The 21,002-nt window shown below is 72.8% G+C and carries 19 protein-coding genes; 7 read left to right on the top strand and 12 right to left on the bottom strand.

The window, feature by feature from the left end:
* Positions 1–246, top strand: a 246-nt coding sequence (locus ACZ7L0_RS22705) for a transposase (RefSeq protein WP_471244313.1), incomplete at its 5' end; no start/stop codon positions are given.
* Between the two features lie 234 nt (positions 247–480).
* On the opposite strand, the gene ACZ7L0_RS22700 is transcribed toward ACZ7L0_RS22705, so the two are convergent.
* The 5 genes from ACZ7L0_RS22700 to ACZ7L0_RS22680 all read right to left on the bottom strand — a co-directional run bounded on the left by ACZ7L0_RS22700 (position 481) and on the right by ACZ7L0_RS22680 (position 4,769).
* Positions 481–1,623 (bottom strand): LLM class flavin-dependent oxidoreductase, encoded by a 1,143-nt coding sequence (locus ACZ7L0_RS22700; RefSeq protein ID WP_471244312.1) that lies wholly within the window; start codon positions 1,621–1,623, stop codon positions 481–483.
* A 48-nt stretch (positions 1,624–1,671) separates the two neighbouring features.
* The gene (locus ACZ7L0_RS22695; protein WP_471244311.1) at positions 1,672–2,856 is read right to left on the bottom strand and encodes an SfnB family sulfur acquisition oxidoreductase; all 1,185 of its coding nucleotides are present in this window, start codon (positions 2,854–2,856) and stop codon (positions 1,672–1,674) included.
* 5 nt (positions 2,857–2,861) lie between these two features.
* Entirely contained in the window at positions 2,862–3,416 is a 555-nt protein-coding gene (ssuE, locus tag ACZ7L0_RS22690; RefSeq protein WP_471244310.1) for an NADPH-dependent FMN reductase, read from the bottom strand.
* 29 nt (positions 3,417–3,445) lie between these two features.
* Positions 3,446–4,567, bottom strand: coding sequence for a dimethylsulfone monooxygenase SfnG (gene sfnG, locus ACZ7L0_RS22685; RefSeq protein WP_471244309.1), 1,122 nt, complete (start codon positions 4,565–4,567; stop codon positions 3,446–3,448).
* A gap of 124 nt (positions 4,568–4,691) precedes the next feature.
* Entirely contained in the window at positions 4,692–4,769 is a 78-nt protein-coding gene (locus ACZ7L0_RS22680) for a putative leader peptide (RefSeq protein WP_350786652.1), read from the bottom strand.
* Between the two features lie 143 nt (positions 4,770–4,912).
* Between ACZ7L0_RS22680 and ACZ7L0_RS22675 the strand changes: the two genes are divergently transcribed.
* The gene (locus tag ACZ7L0_RS22675) at positions 4,913–5,827 is read left to right on the top strand and encodes a LysR family transcriptional regulator (RefSeq protein ID WP_471244308.1); all 915 of its coding nucleotides are present in this window, start codon (positions 4,913–4,915) and stop codon (positions 5,825–5,827) included.
* A 190-nt stretch (positions 5,828–6,017) separates the two neighbouring features.
* Here ACZ7L0_RS22675 and ACZ7L0_RS22670 read toward each other — a convergent pair whose 3' ends face one another.
* Positions 6,018–6,191, bottom strand: a complete 174-nt coding sequence (locus ACZ7L0_RS22670) for a hypothetical protein (RefSeq protein WP_471244307.1) — start codon at positions 6,189–6,191, stop codon at positions 6,018–6,020.
* 192 nt (positions 6,192–6,383) lie between these two features.
* Here ACZ7L0_RS22670 and ACZ7L0_RS22665 point away from each other — a divergent pair, with 192 nt between their 5' ends.
* Both ACZ7L0_RS22665 and ACZ7L0_RS22660 read left to right on the top strand, forming a co-directional pair.
* Entirely contained in the window at positions 6,384–7,913 is a 1,530-nt protein-coding gene (locus ACZ7L0_RS22665; RefSeq protein ID WP_471244306.1) for an SDR family oxidoreductase, read from the top strand.
* A 71-nt stretch (positions 7,914–7,984) separates the two neighbouring features.
* Positions 7,985–9,358 carry a cryptochrome/photolyase family protein gene (locus tag ACZ7L0_RS22660; RefSeq protein WP_471244305.1) on the top strand — a complete coding sequence of 458 codons (1,374 nt, stop codon included), beginning with the start codon at positions 7,985–7,987 and terminating at the stop codon, positions 9,356–9,358.
* A 16-nt stretch (positions 9,359–9,374) separates the two neighbouring features.
* Here ACZ7L0_RS22660 and ACZ7L0_RS22655 read toward each other — a convergent pair whose 3' ends face one another.
* Entirely contained in the window at positions 9,375–10,430 is a 1,056-nt protein-coding gene (locus tag ACZ7L0_RS22655; protein WP_471244304.1) for a MerR family transcriptional regulator, read from the bottom strand.
* Between the two features lie 99 nt (positions 10,431–10,529).
* Between ACZ7L0_RS22655 and ACZ7L0_RS22650 the strand changes: the two genes are divergently transcribed.
* Positions 10,530–11,105: a sigma-70 family RNA polymerase sigma factor gene (locus ACZ7L0_RS22650; protein WP_471244303.1), complete on the top strand. Its 576-nt coding sequence runs from the start codon at positions 10,530–10,532 to the stop codon at positions 11,103–11,105.
* Positions 11,106–11,125: 20 nt separating this feature from the next.
* On the opposite strand, the gene ACZ7L0_RS22645 is transcribed toward ACZ7L0_RS22650, so the two are convergent.
* Entirely contained in the window at positions 11,126–12,586 is a 1,461-nt protein-coding gene (locus ACZ7L0_RS22645) for an APC family permease (RefSeq protein ID WP_471244302.1), read from the bottom strand.
* A 117-nt stretch (positions 12,587–12,703) separates the two neighbouring features.
* Here ACZ7L0_RS22645 and ACZ7L0_RS22640 point away from each other — a divergent pair, with 117 nt between their 5' ends.
* Positions 12,704–13,888 carry an ROK family transcriptional regulator gene (locus ACZ7L0_RS22640; RefSeq protein ID WP_471244301.1) on the top strand — a complete coding sequence of 395 codons (1,185 nt, stop codon included), beginning with the start codon at positions 12,704–12,706 and terminating at the stop codon, positions 13,886–13,888.
* Positions 13,889–13,989: 101 nt separating this feature from the next.
* The gene (locus ACZ7L0_RS22635; RefSeq protein ID WP_471244300.1) at positions 13,990–16,716 is read left to right on the top strand and encodes a glycoside hydrolase family 2 protein; all 2,727 of its coding nucleotides are present in this window, start codon (positions 13,990–13,992) and stop codon (positions 16,714–16,716) included.
* Positions 16,717–16,754: 38 nt separating this feature from the next.
* On the opposite strand, the gene ACZ7L0_RS22630 is transcribed toward ACZ7L0_RS22635, so the two are convergent.
* From ACZ7L0_RS22630 to ACZ7L0_RS22615, 4 genes are all read right to left on the bottom strand, one after another.
* Positions 16,755–18,197: a hydrolase gene (locus ACZ7L0_RS22630; RefSeq protein ID WP_471244299.1), complete on the bottom strand. Its 1,443-nt coding sequence runs from the start codon at positions 18,195–18,197 to the stop codon at positions 16,755–16,757.
* A gap of 172 nt (positions 18,198–18,369) precedes the next feature.
* The gene (locus tag ACZ7L0_RS22625) at positions 18,370–19,146 is read right to left on the bottom strand and encodes a GNAT family N-acetyltransferase (protein WP_471244298.1); all 777 of its coding nucleotides are present in this window, start codon (positions 19,144–19,146) and stop codon (positions 18,370–18,372) included.
* A 54-nt stretch (positions 19,147–19,200) separates the two neighbouring features.
* Complete coding sequence (locus ACZ7L0_RS22620) at positions 19,201–20,055, bottom strand: GNAT family N-acetyltransferase (RefSeq protein WP_471244297.1); 855 nt, start codon at positions 20,053–20,055, stop codon at positions 19,201–19,203.
* A gap of 240 nt (positions 20,056–20,295) precedes the next feature.
* A complete protein-coding gene (locus ACZ7L0_RS22615) occupies positions 20,296–20,982 on the bottom strand; it encodes a chaplin (protein WP_471244296.1) in 687 nt (228 codons plus the stop codon).
* Positions 20,983–21,002 lie beyond the last annotated feature (20 nt).

Raw genomic sequence — 21,002 nt, 5'->3', positions numbered from 1 at the left:
GACACTCCGACGGACTACTGGATATCGAACCTGCCCGCCACCACCCCGGTCGCTGACCTGGTGCGGTGGGCGAAGATGCGCTGGCGGATCGAGCACGACTACCGCGAGCTCAAGCACGGCCTCGGGCTGGACCACTTCGAGGGCCGCACCTGGCGCGGCTGGCACCACCACGTCACCCTCGTCACCGCCGCCCAGGCATTCCTCACTCTCCGGCGGCTCGACCCAAAAGTCCGCACACCGGCCTGACTCTCTACCAGGTCCTCGACGTCCTTCAGGACCTGCTGAGGTGCTGGACCGGTACCTGCACCACCTGCGGACGCCCCCTGCCCCGCCCTCGGAGCAGCCGCAGACAGCCCACAACCTAACGAAGCACTAATAGGGCCTGTCCGGCGGATCATGCCGCAGACGCGGGGCTTGGCACGCCCATCTGCGACGTTGAGGCGCCGCCCGTTTCCTGCGACCTGATCCGCCGGACATGCCCTAACCGGCGAACGGCACCTGCGCCGACGGCGCCGTCCGTGCCCCGGACGGATGCCGCCACACCCCTCGCGCCGCGAGGCGGGGCAGCACGCCCTCCCCGAACCAGTACGCCTCCTCCAGATGCGGATATCCGGAGAGCACGAACTCCTCGATGCCGAGGGCGGCGTACTCCTCGATCCGCTCGGCGACCTCGTCGTGGCTGCCGACCAGGGCGGTGCCCGCCCCACCCCGCACCAGCCCGATGCCGGCCCACAGGTTGGGGTGGATCTCCAGCCCGTCCCGCCCGCCGCCGTGCAGCGCGAGCATCCGCTGCTGCCCCTCGGACTCGCTGCGGGCCAGCCCGGCCTGGACGGACCGCACGGTCTCGGGGTCGAAGCCGTCCAGGAGCCGGTTCGCCTCGGCCCAGGCCTGCTCGGCGGTGTCCCGGGTGATGACGTGCAGCCGGATCCCGAACCGCAGCGTGCGGCCCTCCTTCGCGGCCAGCCCCTTCACCCAGGCGATCTTCTCGGCGACCTGCGCGGGCGGCTCGCCCCAGGTGAGGTACACGTCGACGTGCCGGGCCGCGATCTGCCCCGCGATCGGCGAGGACCCGCCGAAGTACACCTCGGGGACCGGATCGGGCACCCGGGCCAGCCTCGCGTCCTCGACCTGGAGGTGCTCGCCGTGCAGGTCGACGGTCTTGCCCTCCCACAACCCCCGTACGACCTCCAGGAATTCACCGGTACGGCGGTAGCGCGCGTCCTTGTCCAGGAAGTCGCCGTAGGCCCGCTGCTCGTGGCTCTCGCCGCCGGTGACCACGTTGAGCAGCAGCCGCCCGCCGGTCTGCCGCTGGAAGGTGGAGGCCATCTGCGCGGCGAGCGTGGGCGAGACGAAACCGGGCCGGAAGGCGACCAGGAACTTGAGCCGCTCGGTGTTCTGGCTGACCATCGCCGTCGTCAGCCAGGCGTCCTCGCACCAGGCGCCGGTCGGGGTGAGCGCGCCGACGAAGCCGAGGTCCTCGGCGGCGCGGGCGATCTGGCTCAGGTAGGCGACCGTCGGCGGCCGGTCCCGCCCGGAGACGGTGGCCGGGGTGCCGTGGCCGCCGCCGACGACGTGGCGGCTGTCGCCGTTGGTGGGCAGGAACCAGTGGAAGGTGAGGGACACGTGGGGGTCTCCGATCGCGAGTGTCCGTGGTCCGGCTGTCCGGCTGATTCAGAGCAGGCCGTGGCGCGGTGGCCGTGTGCCGCCCAGCACATACCGGCCGATGTGCTGGATCTTCCAGCGCGTCGGGTCGTGCAGCGTGTGGGTGCGGGCGTCGCGCCAGTGCCGGTGCAGGTTCAGCGAGTCGAGCGCGGAGCGGGTGCCGGACACCTCGAACAGGGCGCCCGCCACCTCCACGGCCGCCTGTGCCGCCTGCACCTTGGCCGCGGCGACCGCGATGGACGCCTCGGCCGCCGAGTCGTCGGTGAGGTCGGCGTGCGCGGCGTCCACCGTGCGGGCGCCCTCGCGCAGCAGCGCCTCCGCGGCCCGTACCTGGAGGGCGAGTTCGCCGAAGCGCTGGATCAGCAGCGGGTCCTCGGCGGCCGTGTCGACCCCGCTCTCGAACCAGGGCCGGCTCTTCGTCCGTACGAAGCGGACGGCCTCGGCCAGCGCTCCCCGGGCGATCCCGGTGTCGATGGCCGCGTGCAGCAACTGCGCGATCGCGCCGTGCAGTTGGGGTCCCTCGAAGGTGAGGTGGTGCGGCAGGACCCGGTCGGCCGGCACCGGGACGGCGTCCAGGCGGACGGTGCCGCTGGCCGTGGTCCGCTGGCCCATGCCGTCCCAGTCGTCGGCGACCGTGACGCCGGGGGCGTCCCGGGGCACGTACGCCACATGGAGGTTGTCGTCCTCGGCCCGCGCGAGGACGGGGATCCAGTCGGCGAAGAGGGCGCCGGTCGAGTAGTGCTTGACGCCGGTCAGGAGGTAGGAGCCGTCGGGCCGGGGTTCCAGGCGGGTGCGGATGTCCTGGACGTGCCGGGTGCCCGCCTCGGACTGGGCGTTGCCGAAACGGCGGCCCGCGAGCAGCTCGGCGAAGAAGAACTTCCGCTGCTCCTCGTTGCCCTGCCGGCGGATCACGTTGACGTACGCGAAGTGGCTCTGCGGGATCTGCGCGAGGCTGCCGTCGGCGGAGCCGAGCAGCCGGAAGATCTCCGCGAGCGTCTCCGCGCCGACGTCCGCGCCGCCGTGCTCGGCGGGCACCGTGACCGCGAGCAGACCCGAGGCGGACAGCAGGTCCAACTCCGCGCGGGGAAGCCTGCGTTCGGCGTCCCGTTCGGCGGCGCCCGCCCGGAACCGGTCCGCCAGCGTCGCCGCGACGGCGAGCGCCTCCGCGTCGTCGGCGATGACGTGTGCGGTCATGGCGCTCAGCTCGCCGCGGCCAGCAGCGGAGTGCGCACCAGCGCGGCCGAGAACTGGTCGACCACCTGGGCGAGGGCCTCATCGGCGGCCGGGGTGACGGTCAGGGCTCCGTCGTCGTGCACGGTGATGTCCTTGTCGAGGGTGAACCAGCCCTGGACGATGTGCGCGGCGCCCATGGAGTTCAGGACCGGGCGGAGCGCGTAGTCGATGGCCAGCACATGGGCGGTGCTGCCGCCGGTGGCCAGCGGCAGGACCGTCTTGCCGGTGAGCGCGTACTGCGGGAGCAGGTCGAGCAGCGCCTTGAGGACACCGGAGTACGAGGCCTTGTAGACGGGGGTGCCGACCACCACCCCGTCGGCGCGGGCGAACAGCCCGGTCGCCTCGACGATCGCCGGGTGCCGGAAGTCCGCGCCCAGCAGCGCCTCGGCCGGAACGGTCCGGACGTCGAGCGGGATCACCTCGTGGCCCTGGGCGATCAGCCGCTGGTCCAGGTGGCGCAGCAGACGGTTGGTGCGGGAGGAGACGGACGGACTGCCGGAGACGGACAGGACGGTGGCCATGAGGTCCTCTTTCGAACAGGAGCGGGTGGTCAGACGTGTGCCGGGACGGACGCGGTCCCCGTCCGCGGCAGCTGGGCCTCCAGCTCGCGCACGAGAGGCAGCACGCGCTTGCCGAAGTACTCGACCTCCTCGTGGTAGTGGAGGAAGCCGAGCAGGAGGAGGTCGACGCCGAGCTTCTTGTAGGCGACGATGCGCTCCGCGATCTGCTCGGGGGTGCCGATCAGCCCCGTACGGAAGCCGTCGTTGTACTGGACGAGGTCCTCGAAGGAGGAGTCCTGCCACATGCCCCTGCCGTCGGCGGTGGACTGCCCCGCCTGCTTCACGGCCGCCCCGAAGCCCTCCACGGCCTCGGTGTCGGCCTGCGCCACGATCTCCCGGAGCGTCTCGCGGGCCTCGGCCTCGGTGTCGCGGGCGATGAGGAAGCCGTTGAGGCCGAACTTCGGTGCCGTACGGCCCGCTCGGGCCGCCGCCGCTCGTACGTCGGCGATCTGCTCGGTCACCCCGTCGAAGTCCTTGCCGTTGGAGAAGTACCAGTCGGAGACCCGGCCCGCCATCTGCCGGGCGGCCGTGGAGTTGCCGCCCTGGAAGATCTCCGGGTGCGGACGCTCGGGGGTGTTGAGGGGCTTGGGCTTGAGGGAGAAGTCGCGCAACCGGTAGAAGTCCCCGGCGAGTTCGGCGTGGTCCTCGGTCCAGATCGAGCGGAGGGCGCGGATGAACTCCTCGGAGCGGCGGTAGCGTTCGTCGTGCTCCAGCCAGGGCTCGCCGAGCGCGGTGAACTCGCCCTTGAACCAGCCGGACACGACGTTGACCGCGAAGCGGCCGCCCGAGAGGTGGTCGGCGGTGGCGCCGAGCTTGGCGAGGACGCCGGGGTGCCACAAGCCGGGATGGACGGCGGCGATGACCTTCAGGCGCTGGGTGGCGAGCAGCAGGGCGAGGCTGAAACTGGTCGACTCGTGCTGGTACTCGGCGCCGTAGCTGGCCATGTAGCGGACCTGGCTGAGCGCGTACTCGAAGCCGTTGTTCTCGGCGAGGACGGCGAGTTCGCGGTTGTAGTCGTAACCCCAGTCGGTGCGCTGCTCGATCCTGCTGGTGACGAGTCCCCCGCTGACGTTGGGGACCCAGTAGGCGAATTTCACGGGCGCTGCGGACATGCGTGACTCCTGTTGCGGAAATACGCTCACATACGTTTTCGGGCATGCCGAATTCCGCGCACGCGAAGGGCGGCGAATTCGGTCGGTGAACGCGAGAGAGGGCGGCGGATCGGGGGGACGGGGATCAGGCCGCGGCGCAACAGGAGGCGCTGGAGACGCGCGCGAGGTCGACGTGGCGTCGCCGCGTGAGGTCCAGTCGCATCTTCATGCCGTCGATCGTGGCAGCCGCCCGCGAAGGCCGTCAAGGAAAACCCGACCGGTCTCGTATCGCGGACCACCGAATTTCACGAAGGCGTGACAGGGAAACCCTTGAACCTGCCGCTGAAATGGCCGCAATCTACGGTCGTGCGGATTGAACAGCTGGAATACATAGCGGCGGTCACCCGGCTCGGCTCGCTGCGCCGGGCCGCCGAGGAACTGCGGCTGTCGCAGCCCGCGTTGAGCGAGACCGTGCGCAACCTGGAGCGGGAGCTCGGCGTCGACCTGCTGGAGCGCAAGCGGTCCGGCGCCACGATGAGCGCGGACGGCCGGGAGCTGCTGCCGCACATCGTCGGCGTGCTGGAGGCGGTGGACCGTCTGCGGTCGGCGGCGGGCGAGCAGCACCGGGTCAGCCGCATGGTGCGAGTGGGCACGGTCAACGCGGCGACCGTGCCGCTGCTCATCCCGGTGGTGCGGGAGTTCCGGGCCGCGCACCCCGTCACCCAGGTGGAGGTGGTGGGCGCGCAGCAGTCGGAGATCCACCGGGCGCTGTCCGAGGGCGGCTTCGACCTGGGGCTGGTGAACCACCTGGAGGGGGACGACGTGCCCGCGGGCCTCGACTCCACCGAGCTGCTGCGCGGCCGTCCGGTGGTGTGCGTGCGCCCCGACAGCCCGCTGGCGTCGCTGTCCGTGGTCTCGGTCGAGGACCTGCTCTCCGTGCCGCTGGTCGCCATGCGCGCCGGGTATGTGATGCACCGTTACGTCCACCGGCTGCTGGCCGGCCGCGTCCCGTCCTTCTCCTACTCCACCGACGGCGCCGAGATGGGCAAGCTGATGGTCGCCGAAGGGCTCGGCGCGACGGTGCTGCCCGACTTCAGCGTCGTCGGGGACCCGCTGGAGCGGTGCGGCGCGCTCACCCACCGGCCGCTCACCGACGACACGACCCGGGTGCTGCTGATGCTCCAGCGCCGCCGGGCGCAGTCCGTGCCGCAGGCCGCGCGCGACCTGCACGAGGCGTTCGTGCGCGGGGCACGGGAGCTGGGCGGGACGCGGCCCCGTTAGGGCCTGTCCGGCGGATCATGCCGCAGACGCGGGGCTTGGCACGCCCATCTGCGGCGTTGTCGTCGGTCCCCGACTCCCCCACGCTCGGCTTCGCTCGCGCGGGGGGACCCCCATCGCCCCGCTCACCAGCGCAGATGAGGCGCCGCCCGTTTCCTGCGACCTGACCCGCCGGACAGGCCCTAGGCCAGCCCTAGGCCGCCTCCTCCTCGCCGGTGCGCACCACCACGAGGAACGCGTCGGAGTTCAGGTCCATCACGACGGTCGCGGGTTCGCCCTCGGCCCGGCGCCGGGCCGCGTACTCCTCCGCCGGCCACGATCCGCGCGGAGCTCCAGCGGGGAACCGCTCCAACACCTTCGCGCCCATAGCGGCAGGTCACCTCCGGTTTCGATGGCGGTACGGGACGTTCACCATGTGTATGAGTGCGGTTGCCCGGGATCGGCGTGGACATGCCCTGGATGGGCGCTGATGTCCGGCAGGGCGCATCCGAACACCCCGGCCGCGCGGAAGTGATCCCAGGAGGGGCCGACACGCACGAGCGGGAAGGGCGGACGACCGATGAGCGGTGACAACGCCGGATCAGGGGCGCGCTGCCTGGTGACGGGTGCCACGGGGTACATCGGCGGCCGGCTCGTGCCGGAGCTGCTGGCGGCGGGGTACCGGGTGCGGTGCCTGGCCCGCTCCCCCGGCAAGCTGCGCGACCATCCGTGGGCGGGTGACGTGGAGGTGGTGCGGGGCGACGTCACCGACGCGGCCTCGGTCGCCGGGGCGATGCGGGACGTCGACGTGGCCTACTACCTGGTGCACGCGCTGGGCACGGGCAAGGACTTCGAGGAGACCGACCATCGCGCGGCACGGATCTTCGGGGAGGCGGCCCGGGCCGCGGGCGTCCGGCGCATCGTCTACCTCGGCGGGCTCACCCCGGCGGGCGTCCCCGAGCGCGACCTGTCGCCGCATCTGCGCTCCCGGGCCGCGGTGGGCCGCGTCCTGCTGGACTCGGGGGTGCCGGCCACCGTCCTGCGCGCGGCGGTGATCATCGGGTCGGGCTCGGCCTCCTTCGAGATGCTGCGGTACCTCACCGAGCGGCTGCCCGTGATGGTCACCCCGAGCTGGGTGCACACCCGCATCCAGCCCGTCGCCGTACGGGACGTCCTGCGCGCCCTCGTGGGCAGCGCGCGGATGCCGCAGGAGGTCAGCCGAACCTTCGACCTCGGGGGGCCGGACGTGCTGACGTACCGGGACATGATGGTCCGGTACGCGGCCGTCGCGGGCCTGCCCCGCCGGGTCATCGTGGCCGTGCCGGTGCTCACGCCCGGGCTGTCCAGTCACTGGGTGGGCCTGGTCACCCCGGTCCCGGCCGTCATCGCCCGGCCGCTGACCGAGTCGCTGCGGCACGAGGTGGTCTGCCGGGAGCGCGACCTGAGCCGGTACGTGCCCGATCCGCCGGGCCATCCGATCGGTTTCGACGAGGCGGTGCGGCTCGCCCTGCGCCGTGTCCGCGACGCCCGGGTCGCCACCCGCTGGTCGTCCGCCTCGGTGCCCGGCGCGCCCAGCGATCCGCTGCCCACCGACCCGGACTGGGCGGGCGGCAGCCTCTACACCGACCGCCGCGAGGCACGGGTGGACGCCCCGGCCGACGCGCTGTGGCGGGTGATCGAGGGCGTCGGCGGCGACAACGGCTGGTACTCCTTCCCGCTCGCCTGGGCCCTGCGCGGATGGCTGGACCGGCTGGTCGGCGGGGTGGGCCTGCGCCGGGGCCGCCGGGACGCGCACCGGCTGCGCGCGGGCGACTCGCTGGACTTCTGGCGGGTGGAGGAGATCGAGCGGGGGCACATGCTGCGGCTGCGGGCCGAGATGCGGCTGCCGGGTCTTGCGTGGCTGGAGATGTACGCCGAGCCGGACGGCGCCGGCCGCAGCCGTTACCGCCAGCGCGCCCTGTTCCATCCGCGCGGGCTGCTCGGCCAGGCCTACTGGTGGGGCGTGTCGCCGTTCCACGCCGTGGTGTTCGGCGGCATGGCCCGCAACATCGCACGGGCGGCGGCCAGGACCCCGCTCACCCGGACGGAGGAACGCGCGCCCGCCCCTTGACGCCCGCATCCGGCGGGCCGCCCGGGCCGGAATCCGTATCCGTCCACCCCCTCTCATCCGAAAGCCGCGCCATGAACGTCTCGGTCGTCCTGTTCACCTCCGACCTGCGCCTGCACGACCATCCGCCGCTGCGGGCCGCCCTGGACGGCGCGCGTCAGGTCGTCCCCCTCTTCGTGTGCGACCGGGGCGTGGCGGACGCCGGGTTCGCCGCGCCGAACCGGCTGGCGTTCCTCGCCGACTGCCTGCGGGACCTGGACGCGGGACTGCGCGAGCGCGGCGGGCGGCTTGTCGTCCGGTCGGGTGACGTGGTCGAGGAGGTGTGCAAGGTGGTCACCGAGGCCGACGCCGACGAGGTGCACATGGCGGCCGACGTCAGCGCCTACGCGCACCGCCGGGAGGATCGGCTCAGGCGTGCCCTGGAGGCGGACGGGCGCCGGCTGCATGTGCACGACACGGTGACCACGGCGGTCGTGCCCGGCGCGCTGACCCCGGCCTCCTCGGACCACTTCGCGGTGTTCACGCCGTACTTCCGCCAGTGGTCGCGGCAGCGGCTGCGCGACACCCTCGACGCGCCCCGCGCGGTGCGGGTGCCGGACGGGGTCGGCTCGCAGGAGCTCCCGTCCCGGGCCGGGCTGCCGGAGGTGTCCGAGGGGCTGGCTTCCGGCGGCGAGGCGGAGGGCCGGAGGCGGCTCACCGCCTGGCTCGAGACCGGTGTCACCGCGTACGAGGAACGCCGCGACGATCTGGCGGGCGACGCGACCTCCCGGCTCTCGCCCCACCTCCACTTCGGCACGCTCTCCCCGGTCGAGGTCGTCCACCGCGCCCGTGCGACGGGCGGGCCGGGCGCGGAGGCCTTCGTACGGCAGCTCGCGTGGCGGGACTTCCACCGCCAGCTCCTGTCCGCGCGGCCGGCCGCCGCCCGGGTCGACTACCGGACGAAGCGCGATCGCTGGCGGACCGAACGCACGGCGCGGGACGACATCGAGGCCTGGCGGGAGGGCCGTACGGGCTATCCGATCGTGGACGCGGCGATGCGCCAGCTGCGCCACGAGGGCTGGATGCACAACCGGGGCCGCCTGCTGACCGCGAGCTTCCTGACCAAGACGCTGTACGTCGACTGGCGCGTGGGCGCCCGGTACTTCCTCCGGTTCCTGGTCGACGGCGACCTCGCCAACAACCAGCTCAACTGGCAGTGGGTGGCCGGGACCGGTACCGACACCCGTCCCCAGCGCGTGCTGAACCCGGTCACCCAGGCCAAGCGGTACGACCCCGAGGGTGCGTACGTCCGGCGGTGGGTGCCCGAACTGGCGGCGCTGGAGGGCCCGTCGGTGCACGAGCCGTGGAAGCTGCGGGGCCTGGACCGGGCCGCCGTCGACTATCCGGAGCCGATCGTCGACCTGTCCGAGGGGCTGGCCCGCTTCCGGCGGGCCAGGGGGCGCGACTGACGCCGCTCCCGTGCCGTCACCGTGCCTCGCCCGGCCAAGGCGTGCCGTACGCCCCGGCCAGCAGGTCGAGCGCCTCGGCGAGTACCTTCGGGCGCGGCATCCCGTGCGTCCGGCGGCCGGCCCAGCCCGGGCCGGCCGGTAGCACCAGCGGCCGGCGGCGCGCGCCCGTCACGCCCCACTCGGCGTCGGCGACCTGCCGGGCCAGCGCCGGGCTCGCCGTGGACCGCGCCTGCGCCCACAGGACCACGGCGGCCGGGCCCAGCCGCCGGACCGCCGCCGCCAGCGCGTCCGGGGGCACGGCGGCACCGAACATCCGCGTGGGCACGCGGAGTTCACTCAGTCCGGCGTTGAGCGCCTCCAGCGGCAGGGTGTGCTCCTCCCCGGGGACGCAGGCCAGCAGCACGGGACCGGCGGCCGGGGTGCCGCCGACCGGGACGGGCGGCCGGGTGTGGCGGCGCAGGGTGGTGGAGACGTGCCAGGACAGCAGGTGCTCCACCTCGACGTAGCGGTCCCCCGAAGACGCCCACTTGCGTCCCACGGCGTGCAGGGTCGGCACCATCACCTCCTGCCAGGCGACGGTGAGCCCGTGCTCCGCGACGGCGGAGTCCAGCAGCCGCTCGACGGCCACGGCGTCCAGGCGCACGGCGGCGCGGGCCAGGCCCCGGCACTCCTGGCGCACATCGCCCAGCGGCAGGGCTCCGGCCGCCCGGGAGCGCACGGCGACGGAGGCCGGGCGGGCCCGGGGCGCCGCCTCGGCCGTGCGGTCGGCGGCGCCCGCCGCTTCCTTCGCCGCGTGGGCCGCCTCGGCGGGCGGGACACCGGACGCGGTCAGCCGGCACATCGTCTCCAGCAGGGCCACGTCCCGGGGCGTCCAGCGGCGGTGCCGGCCGTCGGGGCGCACGGCCGGACCGATGCCGTAGCGGCGGTCCCAGGAGCGGAGGGTGGTCGGCGAGACCCCGAGCCTGCGGGCCAGCGCGCCGGTGCTCACCGCGGCACCGGTGGCCGGCGGGCCCGGACCGGCCCGGCGGCCAGGTCGCTCCCGCGGTTCGCGCTCCACGGCCCACTCGCCCATGAGTCGACTATACGACGCGGAATCGATGCGAGTTGAGGTCCTCGTACGGGGCTCCCAGGATGGCGGACAGATGCAGTTATCGGACGAGGAGCCGTGGTCATGAGCCCGTACAGCGACCCGCAGCTCGGTGACGAGGACCTGGCGCGCGGCCTGGTGGCGGGCGACGGCGCCTGCCTGGACGGGGTCTATCAGCGCTGGTCCGCGCTGGTGTTCGCGCTGGCCCGGCGCTCGCTGGGGGACGCCGCGGAGGCGGAGGACGTCACCCAGCAGGTCTTCCTCGGCGTGTGGCGCGGGCGCCGCGGCTACCGGCCCGAGCGCGGCCCGCTCGGCGGCTGGATCGTCGGCATCACCCGGCGCAGGATCGCCGACGCCCTGTCGGCGCGGACCCGGCGCGGTGAGCTGGTGACGGCCGCCGGGTCGGCCCGTACCCTCGCGGACGCGTGCGCCGCACGGCCGGAGGCCGACCTCGACCGTCTCCTGGTCCGGCAGGAACTGGCCCGGCTGCCGGCACCTCAGCAGCGGGTACTGCGCCTGGCGTTCTACGAGGACCTGACGCAGACCCAGATCGCTGCCCGCACCGGGCTGCCGCTGGGCACGGTGAAGAGCCATGCGCGGCGCGGGCTGCACCGGCTGCGGGACCGCCTCCAGGAGGCTGCCTACGAAGAATGCGCTTGAGCGGCACTCACCGCATACCGTCACGCCCCGGTGCGCTCCGCCTGCGCCTCCGGCGCCGGCGGGGCGAGGTACTCCTCGGCGATCTCCTTCTCCCCGAACGGCCACACCCTCTCCAGCCGCGCCCACACCAGGAACGCCACGCAGCCCAGGGCGACCCAGGCCAGGGACCACTCGATGGGGTGGCGGCCCGGGGAGTTCTTGTCGGCGTAGCCGTAGATCACGCACCAGCCGGCGAAGGCCAGGACGCTGGGCAGGGGGTAGAGCCACATCCGGTACGGGCGGCGGAGCGTCGGCCGGCGCCTGCGCAGGACGCTCAGGGCGACGATCTGGGCCAGCGCCTGGACGATCACCATCACCGTGGTGAGCAGCTGGATCAGGGTGGCCAGGTCGGTGTGGCGGCCGATCAGGAAGCCGATCGCGGTGATCACGCCCATGGTGGCCAGGCCCAGCGTCGGGAAGCGGTGCCTGGGGTGCAGCCGCTCGTAGGGGCGGAAGAACACCCGGTCGCGGGCGGCGTCGTAGGGCACCCGCGAGCCGCCGAGGAGGCCGGTGAACACCGAGGCGAAGGCCGTGATCAGGATCAGGACGGTCACCGTGTCGGCGGCCCCCTTGCCCCAGGTCTCCTCCAGCACCGCCGACGCCACCGAGGTGGCGGCGATGTCCTGCGGGTCGGTCATCCGGTGCCAGTCGATGACGCCGAGCGTGCCGATCTGCAGCAGCAGGTAGATAGCCATGATGCCGAGGATGGAGAAGAGGATGGAGCGCGGCAGCGTGCGGCCGGGGTCCTTGATCTCGGCGCCCATGTAGGCGGTCGTGTTGTAGCCGAGGTAGTCGTAGATGCCGATGGTCAGGCCCGCGGCGAAGCCCAGCCAGAAGTGATCGCCCGTCAGGTCGAAGGCGTGCGCCGGGTAGGTGAACGCCAGGTGCGGGCTGAAGTCCGTGGCCGCCGCGACGATCACCAGGAGCACCGAGGCGATCATCACGGCCCACATCACGGCGGTGATGCGGGCGATGTGCTCGATGCCTCGCCAGAGCAGGATCACCACCAGGGCGACGACACCGAGGCCGATCAGGTCCCCCTGGGTCCTGCTCAGGTCCGGGGCCAGGTAGCCCAGGTACTGGACGAAGCCGACCACTCCCGTGGACATGATCAGCGGGATGAAGAGCATCGCCGTCCAGACGAACAGGAACGGCATCAGCCGGCCGGTGCGGTACTGGAAGGCCTGGCGGAGGTAGACATAGCTGCCGCCGGAGCCGGGCATCGAGGCCCCCAGCTCGGCCCAGACGAGCCCGTCGCACAAGGCCAGCACCGCGCCCGCGACGAAACCGATGACCGCCTGGGGACCGCCGAACGCGGCGACCATCAGCGGGATCGTCACGAACGGACCGATCCCGCACATCTGGCTCATGTTGATGGCGGTGGCCTGGAACAGGCCGACGCGGCGGACGAAGCCACCCGTGGGTGGCGGACTACCGGACATGGGGACTCCTGACGCGCGGCAGGGAGAGGCTCGCCCGGCGGGGCCGAGTGGCCGATATAGTTAAGGAGACTTACTAGACCCGTCAAGTATGCGTCGGTCATGCACGAGAATGGTCGGATGCCCGCCAGCGACGCCGTAGAGCAGCAGGAACAGCCCTGGAACCGGCAGCGCCTGCGCCGCACCAACGAGCGGCTGCTCCTCGACCGGCTGCGCGGCCTCGGCGCGGCCTCACGCGCCCAACTGGCCCGCGAGACCGGGCTGTCCAAGCCGACCGTGTCCAGCGCGCTCGCCTCACTGGAGACCGCCGGACTCGTCCGGGAGGTCGGCACCCACGCCCCCGAGCGCGGCCGTACGGCGGTCCTGTACGCCCCGGACCCGGCCGCCGGTCACGCGCTCGGCGTGGACGTGGGCCGTGGCTGGCTGCGGGTGGCCGTCGCCGACCTGGACGGCACGCTGGTCGCCCGGACCGACGTGCGCAACCGGGCCCGCGGCTCCGGCGCGCTGGCCGACCTGGTCGTCTCCACCGCCCGGCAGGTCGTCGCGGGCTCCGGCGTGGATCCGGCCGAGGTGGTGCACGGGGTGGTGGGCACGCCCGGCGTGTACGACGAGAAGCAGCGGCGGGTGCGGTACGCGATGCACCTGCCGGGCTGGGGCCGCGCCGGGCTGCTGGACCGGCTGCGCGAGGAGCTGGGCGTCCCGCTGGAGGTGCACAACGACGCCAATCTGGCCGCGCTGGGCGAGTACACGTACGGCGTCGGCGCGGGCAGCCGGCTGTTCGCGTACATCCTGATAGGCACCGGCCTCGGCATGGGGGTCGTCAGCGAGGGGCGGCTGTTCACCGGGGCGCACGGGCTGGCCGGGGAGATCGGGTTCCTGCCGTGGCCGGGGCAGCGGAAGCCGGAGCGGCTGGAGGACGCGGTGTCCGGGGTGGCCGTCGTCGAATCGGCGCGCCGGTTCGGGATGAGCGGGCAGCTCACCGCGAAGGCGGTGTTCGACGCGGCGCGTCAGGGCAACCCGGCGGCACGTCAGGCGGTACAACTCGAGGGCGAGCGGATCGCGCACACGGTGGCAGCGGCGGCGGCCGTGCTGGACCCCGACCTGGTGGTGCTGGGCGGGGGCGTCGGACACAGCGTGGACCTGCTGCTGCGTCCGGTCCGCGAGCACCTGCGCACCCTCACCCCGCTGCGGCCCAGGCTCGCCCCGAGCCGGCTGGGCGAGGACGCGGTGCTCCTGGGCGCGGTGGCGACGGCGCTGGGGACGGCGCGGGAGGTGGTGTTCGAGCGCAGGTCGTCCGGGTCATGAGCAATTCACACGCGGGCCACGGTGATTGACACGGCCCACTCGCCGCCCTAGCTTGAGCCAGGTTAGTAAAGTTTCCTAACTTTACGAGGCTGGAGACCGCCGTGTTCCCTCGCCCCGCCGCCGCCCGACGCCGCCTCACCACGGCCGCCGTCGCCCTGAGCCTGCTCTGCTCGCTGGGCACCGGCGCCTGGGCCGGAGCGCGGCATCCGGAACCGTCGCACGGGCAGGCCCGGATCACCCGCGTCCCCTCAGCCGCCGGGACCGCCACCGCGCTGTCCGGCTACGCGATCCAGTCCACGGCGAAGGTGAGCGACTCCCCGTCGGCCGTCTCCTCCCCCGGCTATCCGGCGGCCGGCTGGTATGCGGCGGGCCCCCGCTCCACGGTCCTCGCGGCCCTGCTCGCCCACGGCGTCTACGCCGACCCCTTCTACTCCACCAACCAGCAGAAGATCCCGAAGGCGGACTTCCAGGTCCCCTGGTGGTACCGCTCCGACTTCACGGTCGCCGACCCCGGGCAGCGCACCTACCTCGACTTCAGCGGGGTGATCTCGGCGGCGGACGTGTACGTCAACGGCGAGCGGGTCGCCCAGGCGGCGGACGTCACCGGTGCCTACACCCACCACGAACTGGACGTCACCCCCCTCGTCCGGGCGGGCACCAACACGGTCGCCTTCCGCATCCAGCCCAACGTGCCGAACAAGAACCTGACCATGGGCTGGATCGACTGGCTCCAGCCGCCGCCGGACCAGAACATGGGCATCGTGCGCGACGTCCTCGTCCGCCGCGGCGGCCCGGTCGCGTTGCGTGACGCGCACGTGGTGACCGGGCTGGACGTGCCGTCGCTGGCCTCGGCGGACCTGACGGTCAAGGCGCGGGCCCGCAACGACTCGGACGCGGCCGTCACGGCCGAGGTCGGCGGCAGCATCGGCGGGATCTCCTTCACCAGGACGGTCGCGCTCGCGGCGCACGAGACGAAGACCATGACCTTCACCCCCGCCGACGTCCCCGGCCTGCACCTGACGTCCCCGAAGGTGTGGTGGCCCGCTGGCATGGGCGGGCAGCCCCTGTACGGGCTGGACCTCAGCGCGTCCGTCGCGGGCAAGGTGTCGGACACCGCGCACGAGAGCTTCGGCATCCGCGACGTACGGGCGCCGCTGAACTCCGACGGCGCCCGCCAGTACCGGATCAACGGCCGCGAACTGCTCATCAAGGGCGGCGGCTGGTCACCGGACGAGTTCCTGCGCTGGGACGCCACCTACGTGGAGGACCGGCTGAAGTACGCCCTCGACCTCGGCCTCAACACCATCAGGCTGGAAGGCCACATCGAACCGGACGAGTTCTTCGACCTCGCCGACCGGTACGGCATCCTCACACTGCCGGGCTGGGAGTGCTGCGACAAGTGGGAGGGGCAGGTCAACGGCAGCGGCGAGTCCGGCGACAAGTGGACCTCCGCCGACTATCCCGTCGCCAAGGCCTCCATGACCGCCGAGGCCGCCCGGCTGCGCGACCACCCGAGCGTGATCTCCTTCCTGATCGGCAGCGACTTCGCACCCGACGCGACGATCGAGAAGAACTACCTGGACGCGCTGAAGGCCGCCGACTGGCCGGCCCCGGTGGTCGCCGCCGCCTCCGACAAGTCCTCGCCCCAGCTCGGCAGTTCGGGCATGAAGATGACCGGCCCCTACGACTGGATCCCGCCGAACTACTGGTACGCCAAGCGCGAGGGCGGAGCCACCGGCTTCAACTCCGAGACCAGCGCCGGCCCCGACATCCCCACCCTCGACACACTGCGCCGGATGATGACACCGGCCGAGCTGGACACGCTCTGGAAGGACCCGGCCGCCAAGCAGTACCACCGCTCCCCGTCCTCCGTCTTCGGCACCCTCAAGATCTACGGCGAGGCCCTCACCGGCCGCTACGGCGCCCCGACGAGCCTCACCGACTATGTGCGCAAGGCGCAGCTCGCGCAGTACGAGGCCGTCCGCGCCCAGTTCGAGGCGTACGGGCGCAACGCGACCGACTCCTCGAAGCCGTCCACCGGCGTGATCCACTGGATGTTCAACAGCGGCTGGACCTCCCTGCACTGGCAGCTGATGGACCGCTATCTCGACCAGGGCGGCGCCTACTTCGGGGCGAAGAAGGCGAACGAGCCGCTGCACGTGCAGTACTCCTACGACAACCGCTCGGTCGTCGTGGTCGGCAACCGGCACACCGCCGCCTCCGGACTCACCGTGCGGGCCACGCTGTTCAACCCGGACGGCACGCAGAAGTACGACAAGACCGTCACCGGGGTGACGGTGAACGGGGACGGTGCCCACAGCACCGTACTCACGCTGCCCTCGTCGGTGAGCGGGCTGTCGAAGACGTACCTGGCGCGGCTGACCCTGACCGACTCCGCCGGCAAGGAGGTGAGCCGGAACGTGTACTGGCTCTCCACCGAGCCGGACACGCTCGACTGGGACAAGACCGACTGGTACTACACGCCGACGACGAGCTACGCGAACCTGAAGGGGCTGGCCTCCATGGCGCAGGCGCCGGTGTCGGCGACGGCGTCGACCCGGTCCTCGGACGGAACGTCGACCACGACGGTGACCCTGCGCGCCACGGGGAGCGGGAAGACCCCTTCGCTGCTGACGGACGTCCATCTCGTGGACGCGGCGGGCAAGCCGGTGCTGCCGGTGCGCTGGTCGGACAACGAGGTCGGTCTGTGGCCGGGTGAGTCGGTGACGCTGACCGCCACCTACCGGACGGCGGACCTGCACGGCTCGGCGCCGCGGGTGCGGATCTCCGGCTGGAACACGCCGGAGCGGACCGTCCCGGCGGAGTGATCCGGTGGGGCCCGGCCTCGGGCCGGGCCCCGGGGGCGTCAGCTCACGTTGAGCGCCGTGTCGTCGACGACGAACGACGTCTGGAGCTTGGAGCCCTCCGTGCCGGTGAACTTCAGGGTCACGGTCTGCCCGGCGTAACCGCTCAAGGAGAAGCTGCGCTGGGTGTAGCCGGAGGCGGCGTTGAGGTTCGAGTACGTCGCCAGGGTGCCCAGAACCGTGCCGGAGCTGTTGAGGACCTGCACGCTGAGCGTGTCGTAGGCGGTGCTGGTGGTGGTCTCCGCGGTGTCGATGTGCAGATAGAAGCTGAGCGTCGCGGAGCAGCCGGAGGGGATGGTCACCGACTGGGACAGGGTGTCGGTGGTGGCGGTGCCGTTGCCGTCGAGCCAGGCGTAGTACGAGCCCGTGCGGGCCGACTCGCCGCTGGAGTCGGTGATGACGCCGCTGCCGGCGCTCCAGGTGCTGTTGCCCGACTCGAAGCCGTTGTTGCCCAGCAGCTGGGCGGCCGTGCAGGAGCCCCCGCCGCCTCCGCCGCTGGTGCCCGAACCGGCCAGCCAGGCGGTGGCGTTGAGGGCGAGGGGCGCGTTGGTGGCGCCGGAGTCGTTCCAGCCGTCGTACAGGGTGTTGCCGGACTGGCCGGTGCCGTCGTCGATGGGCGAGCTGTCTCCCCAGAAGGCGACGCGACCGCTGCCGAAGGTGCTGGTGGCGAAGAAGGCGCCGGTGTTGCCGGAGTAGCCCGAGCGGTAGAGCAGCCCCTTGACACTGGAGTTGTCGGCGGGCTTGAGCGTGGCGGTGGTCCCGCTGGCGATGAGGCTCTTGGTGACGGTGCCGAACGAGCCGTGCAGCACGGGGTCGGTGCTGTCGCTGATGGCCGCCGGGTAGCCGGAGCTGATGCTGAGCGAGTCGATGGAGAAGCCGAACGGGTCGGTGGAGTCGACGCTGTTGTTGGTCATCAGGTCGTTGAGGACCTCGACCGCGTCCTCACCATCGTTGTTGCGGTCGGCGCCGGTGTGGTCGGAGATCATGAACAGTCCGCCGCCGTTCTTGACGAAGTTCATGATCGCCGTCTTCTCGGCGGTGGTGAGGAGGGTGTTCGGCTCCGGCAGGACCAGGGTGTCGAAGTTCGACAGGTCGGTCGCCGACGAGCCGCCGTAGCTGAGGCTGGAGCCCGAGGGCAGCGTCTTCAGGCTGTAGCCGCCGGTCTCCTGGAGGGCGACGCCCCACGAGGACAGGGCGCCGGTCCAGTCCGTCTCGGCGGACGGGGAGGTGTCCTGGCCGAGCGGGTCGGGCTGGCTGGTGGAGATGATCCAGTCGGCGTTGCCGGCCGTCTCGGCGTGGGCGTTGTCGAACAGGACGCGGTGCGTGGTGGCCGCGTGGGCGGGCGTGGCGCTGGTGCTGACCTGGAGGGCGGCTCCCGTGACGAGCAGCCCGAGTCCGGCCAGGGCGGTCGTGAGTCTGCGGCGGAATCTCCTGGATCCAAGCATCCGGCGAACCTCCGTTGGGGTGGGGTAGAGGCGGTGCGGGCGCCAAGTCTGCGCGCGTAGAACCGAGTTGAGGGTTCTACACGCGTCGATCGATTGAAAGGTACATGGCATATCGGGTCGGTGAACAGAAAGTCCCGGCAATCCACAGGTTCGCGGGAGGCCCGGCGGCGCCCTACGCCCCGTACACGTACGGCGTCGTCGTGGTCAGCGGGTGGAAGCCCAGGCTCTCCAGTATGGGGCGGCTGTCGGCGGAGGCGTCGACCTGGAGATAGCGGTAGCCGTGGGTGGCGGCGACGCGGGCGCGGTGGGCGACCAGGGCGCGGTAGATTCCCCGCCCCCGCCAGCCCTCGACCGTGCCGCCGCCCCACAGTCCGGCGAACCGCGTGCCCGGCACGAACTCCATCCGGGCCGCGCTGACCGGTTCCTCGCCGGCCAGCGCCACGACCGCGAGGACGGTGTCCGGGGCGGCGGCGAGCCGGGCGAGCAGCCGGTGGCGCAGCCGGGTGCCGTCGGTGCCGAACGCCTTCTCGTGCACGGCCACCACGAGGTCGATGTCGGCCCGGTCGGTGGCGGGCACGATGCGGACGCCGTCGGGCGGTCCGGCGTCGGCGGTCACCTCCCCCACCTCGGCGACCATCAGCGTCTCCTCCGGCTCGCGGGTGAACCCGGCCGCGCCGAGCCGCGCTCCGAGGTCCGCCGGGAGGTCGTGGCCGTGCAGCTTCCACTCGAAGTCGACGCCCAGACCGGTGAAGTACGCGATCTGTGCGGCGATCACCGCGTCGGCGGTGGTGTGGTCCAGGTCGGACCAGAGGACCCCGTTCCAGCCATCGGCGCCCGCGACCTGGCGCACCACGCCGCCGGTGCGCTCGACCCGGGCGCCGGGACCGTCGGGGTGCGCGCCCGCGCGCATGTCCCGGTCGTAGAGGGCGAGCACCGCGGCATGATCCATGGGCCCACTCCAGCATCCGGGGCGGAGCGGGGCAACGGGATTGCGGGCAGGGCCCTAACCGAGTTCGAGCGTGGTCACGCCGAACACGCGCTCCGTCGCGTACGGGCGCACGGGGCCGGTGTACATGCGGGCCGTCTCGAAGGAGGGTGTGAACCCGGCCGCTTCGGCCAGCGCGACGCCCGCCGCGTTCGTCTCCGGCACGTCGATGGCGACGTCGTCGCCGGCCGCCTCGGCGGTGAGCGCGGCGAACAGGGCCCGGGCGTCCTCGGCGCTGTCCGCGAAGAGGGGGCCGATGCGCAGGCCGTCGCGGGCGGGGCGGAGCACGCCGTAGCCGGCGAGGCGTGCGCCGTCGTGGCGGACGACGGTCCGGTGGCCGAGGGCGGTCAGCCACTCGGCCAGGAAGCGCGGACGGTCGGCCGGGTGGCAGGCGCTGTCGTAGGCGGTGATGGCCGCCATGTCGGCGGGGCCGGCCGGGCGGACGTCCGCGGGCACCTCGGTCTCGGGGGCGGGGCCCGCGAACCGGATGGTGCGGTGGGCGAGTTCGAAGCCGGACTGGCGGTAGTTGTCCTGCTGGGCCACCACGCCGTCCAGGCCGACGGTACGGTTCCCGGCGTGCGCCAGGGCGGTCTTCCAGGTGGTGATGCCGTGGCCGCGACCGCGCAGGTCCGGGCGGACCAGATAGCAGCCCAGGAAGGCGAAGTCGGCGCCGTGGTTGACCACGGAGATGGCCGAGACCGGCTCGCCGTCGATCCGGCCGATAAAGAACCCCTCGGGGTCCTGGGCGAAGAAGGCGGGTCCGTCGGACAGCCCCGGGTTCCAGCCCTCGTCCGCCGCCCACCCGCTGATCAGCGGCCAGTCCTCGAGGGCGGCCTGCGTGATGACGAGATCCTGGGGGGCCGCAGAAGTCATCGGTGCGCTCCGTTCCGTGGGCGTGGGGTCCGTGGGTGGTGCCGTGCGGCGCGATGACCGGTCGCGCCCGCAGCATCCTTCCCGATCACCCGTGGATCCGCCACGCCGGGATCGAGCCGTTGGCCGCCTCAATCGCTGGCCGCCGTAGGGACGTTGGGCACGGCGGGCGCCGACGTAACGGCCGGGCCCCACCGGTCGGGAGTCCGGTGGGGCCTTGGGGGATGGCAGTGCGGGCCGGTGTCAGCGCTCCGGGCGGGAGCGGAAACGCCGGTGCAGGACCGTGCCGGTCAGCAGGAGCGCGGCACTCGCGGCGACGGCGGGCGCGACGATGTCCGCTCCCGTGTGGGCGAGGGCGGACGTGGCCCCCGCCGGGGCGGGGTGCAACGCCGGAGCCTCGGCCGGGGCCGGTGGCCGGGAGGCCTGGGGCGTGGGCCGCGACGGCGGGCCGGCCTGGTCGCCGGGGGCGTTCACCGACTCGTTGTCCTCGGCCGCGTTGCCGATGCCGACCCCGTTCACCGTGTTGCCGCTGACGTTCACCGGGAGGTCCACGGGGATCTGCACGCCGTTGCCGGAGAGCACGCCCGTGGAGTCCTGCGCGCCGCCCTGCGCGGACGCGCCACCGGAGGCCGTGTCGCCGGACGCCGCGTCGCCGGTCCCGTCCGAGCCGCTCGCGTCGGCACCTCCCGCGTTGGCGCAGGCGTTGCCGACCGCGGAATTGAGCAGCCCCACCACGTTCGCGGTGTTCCCGCACACGTTCGCCGGTACATGCACCGGCAACTGGACGGTGTTGCCGGAGATCACCCCGGCCGAGCCGGCCGCCGAGCCACTGGCGGAGGCGCCGTCGGCCGCGAACACCGGCATCGTCACCGCCATCGCGCCGGAGGCGGCGGCGACGGCGATCACACCGTTTCGGGTCACCCGTCTCATAGGTTCCTCGCCTTCCAGAC

It is taken from the genome of Streptomyces sp. NPDC039424 (genome assembly GCF_055639495.1).
The sequence above is the reverse complement of the archived record's forward strand: the minus strand, read 5'-3'. Positions and strand labels throughout refer to the sequence as shown.

Excerpts from the sequence above, each read along its gene's own strand:
- ACZ7L0_RS22695 (WP_471244311.1), bottom strand. The coding sequence starts at position 2,856 with ATGACCGCACACGTCATCGCCGACGACGCGGAGGCGCTCGCCGTCGCG.
- ssuE (WP_471244310.1), bottom strand. The coding sequence starts at position 3,416 with ATGGCCACCGTCCTGTCCGTCTCCGGCAGTCCGTCCGTCTCCTCCCGC.
- sfnG (WP_471244309.1), bottom strand. The coding sequence starts at position 4,567 with ATGTCCGCAGCGCCCGTGAAATTCGCCTACTGGGTCCCCAACGTCAGC.
- ACZ7L0_RS22680 (WP_350786652.1), bottom strand. The coding sequence starts at position 4,769 with ATGCGACTGGACCTCACGCGGCGACGCCACGTCGACCTCGCGCGCGTC.
- ACZ7L0_RS22670 (WP_471244307.1), bottom strand. The coding sequence starts at position 6,191 with ATGGGCGCGAAGGTGTTGGAGCGGTTCCCCGCTGGAGCTCCGCGCGGA.
- ACZ7L0_RS22665 (WP_471244306.1), top strand. The coding sequence starts at position 6,384 with ATGAGCGGTGACAACGCCGGATCAGGGGCGCGCTGCCTGGTGACGGGT.
- ACZ7L0_RS22660 (WP_471244305.1), top strand. The coding sequence starts at position 7,985 with ATGAACGTCTCGGTCGTCCTGTTCACCTCCGACCTGCGCCTGCACGAC.
- ACZ7L0_RS22655 (WP_471244304.1), bottom strand. The coding sequence starts at position 10,430 with ATGGGCGAGTGGGCCGTGGAGCGCGAACCGCGGGAGCGACCTGGCCGC.
- ACZ7L0_RS22650 (WP_471244303.1), top strand. The coding sequence starts at position 10,530 with ATGAGCCCGTACAGCGACCCGCAGCTCGGTGACGAGGACCTGGCGCGC.
- ACZ7L0_RS22645 (WP_471244302.1), bottom strand. The coding sequence starts at position 12,586 with ATGTCCGGTAGTCCGCCACCCACGGGTGGCTTCGTCCGCCGCGTCGGC.
- ACZ7L0_RS22640 (WP_471244301.1), top strand. The coding sequence starts at position 12,704 with ATGCCCGCCAGCGACGCCGTAGAGCAGCAGGAACAGCCCTGGAACCGG.
- ACZ7L0_RS22630 (WP_471244299.1), bottom strand. The coding sequence starts at position 18,197 with ATGCTTGGATCCAGGAGATTCCGCCGCAGACTCACGACCGCCCTGGCC.
- ACZ7L0_RS22625 (WP_471244298.1), bottom strand. The coding sequence starts at position 19,146 with ATGGATCATGCCGCGGTGCTCGCCCTCTACGACCGGGACATGCGCGCG.
- ACZ7L0_RS22620 (WP_471244297.1), bottom strand. The coding sequence starts at position 20,055 with ATGACTTCTGCGGCCCCCCAGGATCTCGTCATCACGCAGGCCGCCCTC.
- ACZ7L0_RS22615 (WP_471244296.1), bottom strand. The coding sequence starts at position 20,982 with ATGAGACGGGTGACCCGAAACGGTGTGATCGCCGTCGCCGCCGCCTCC.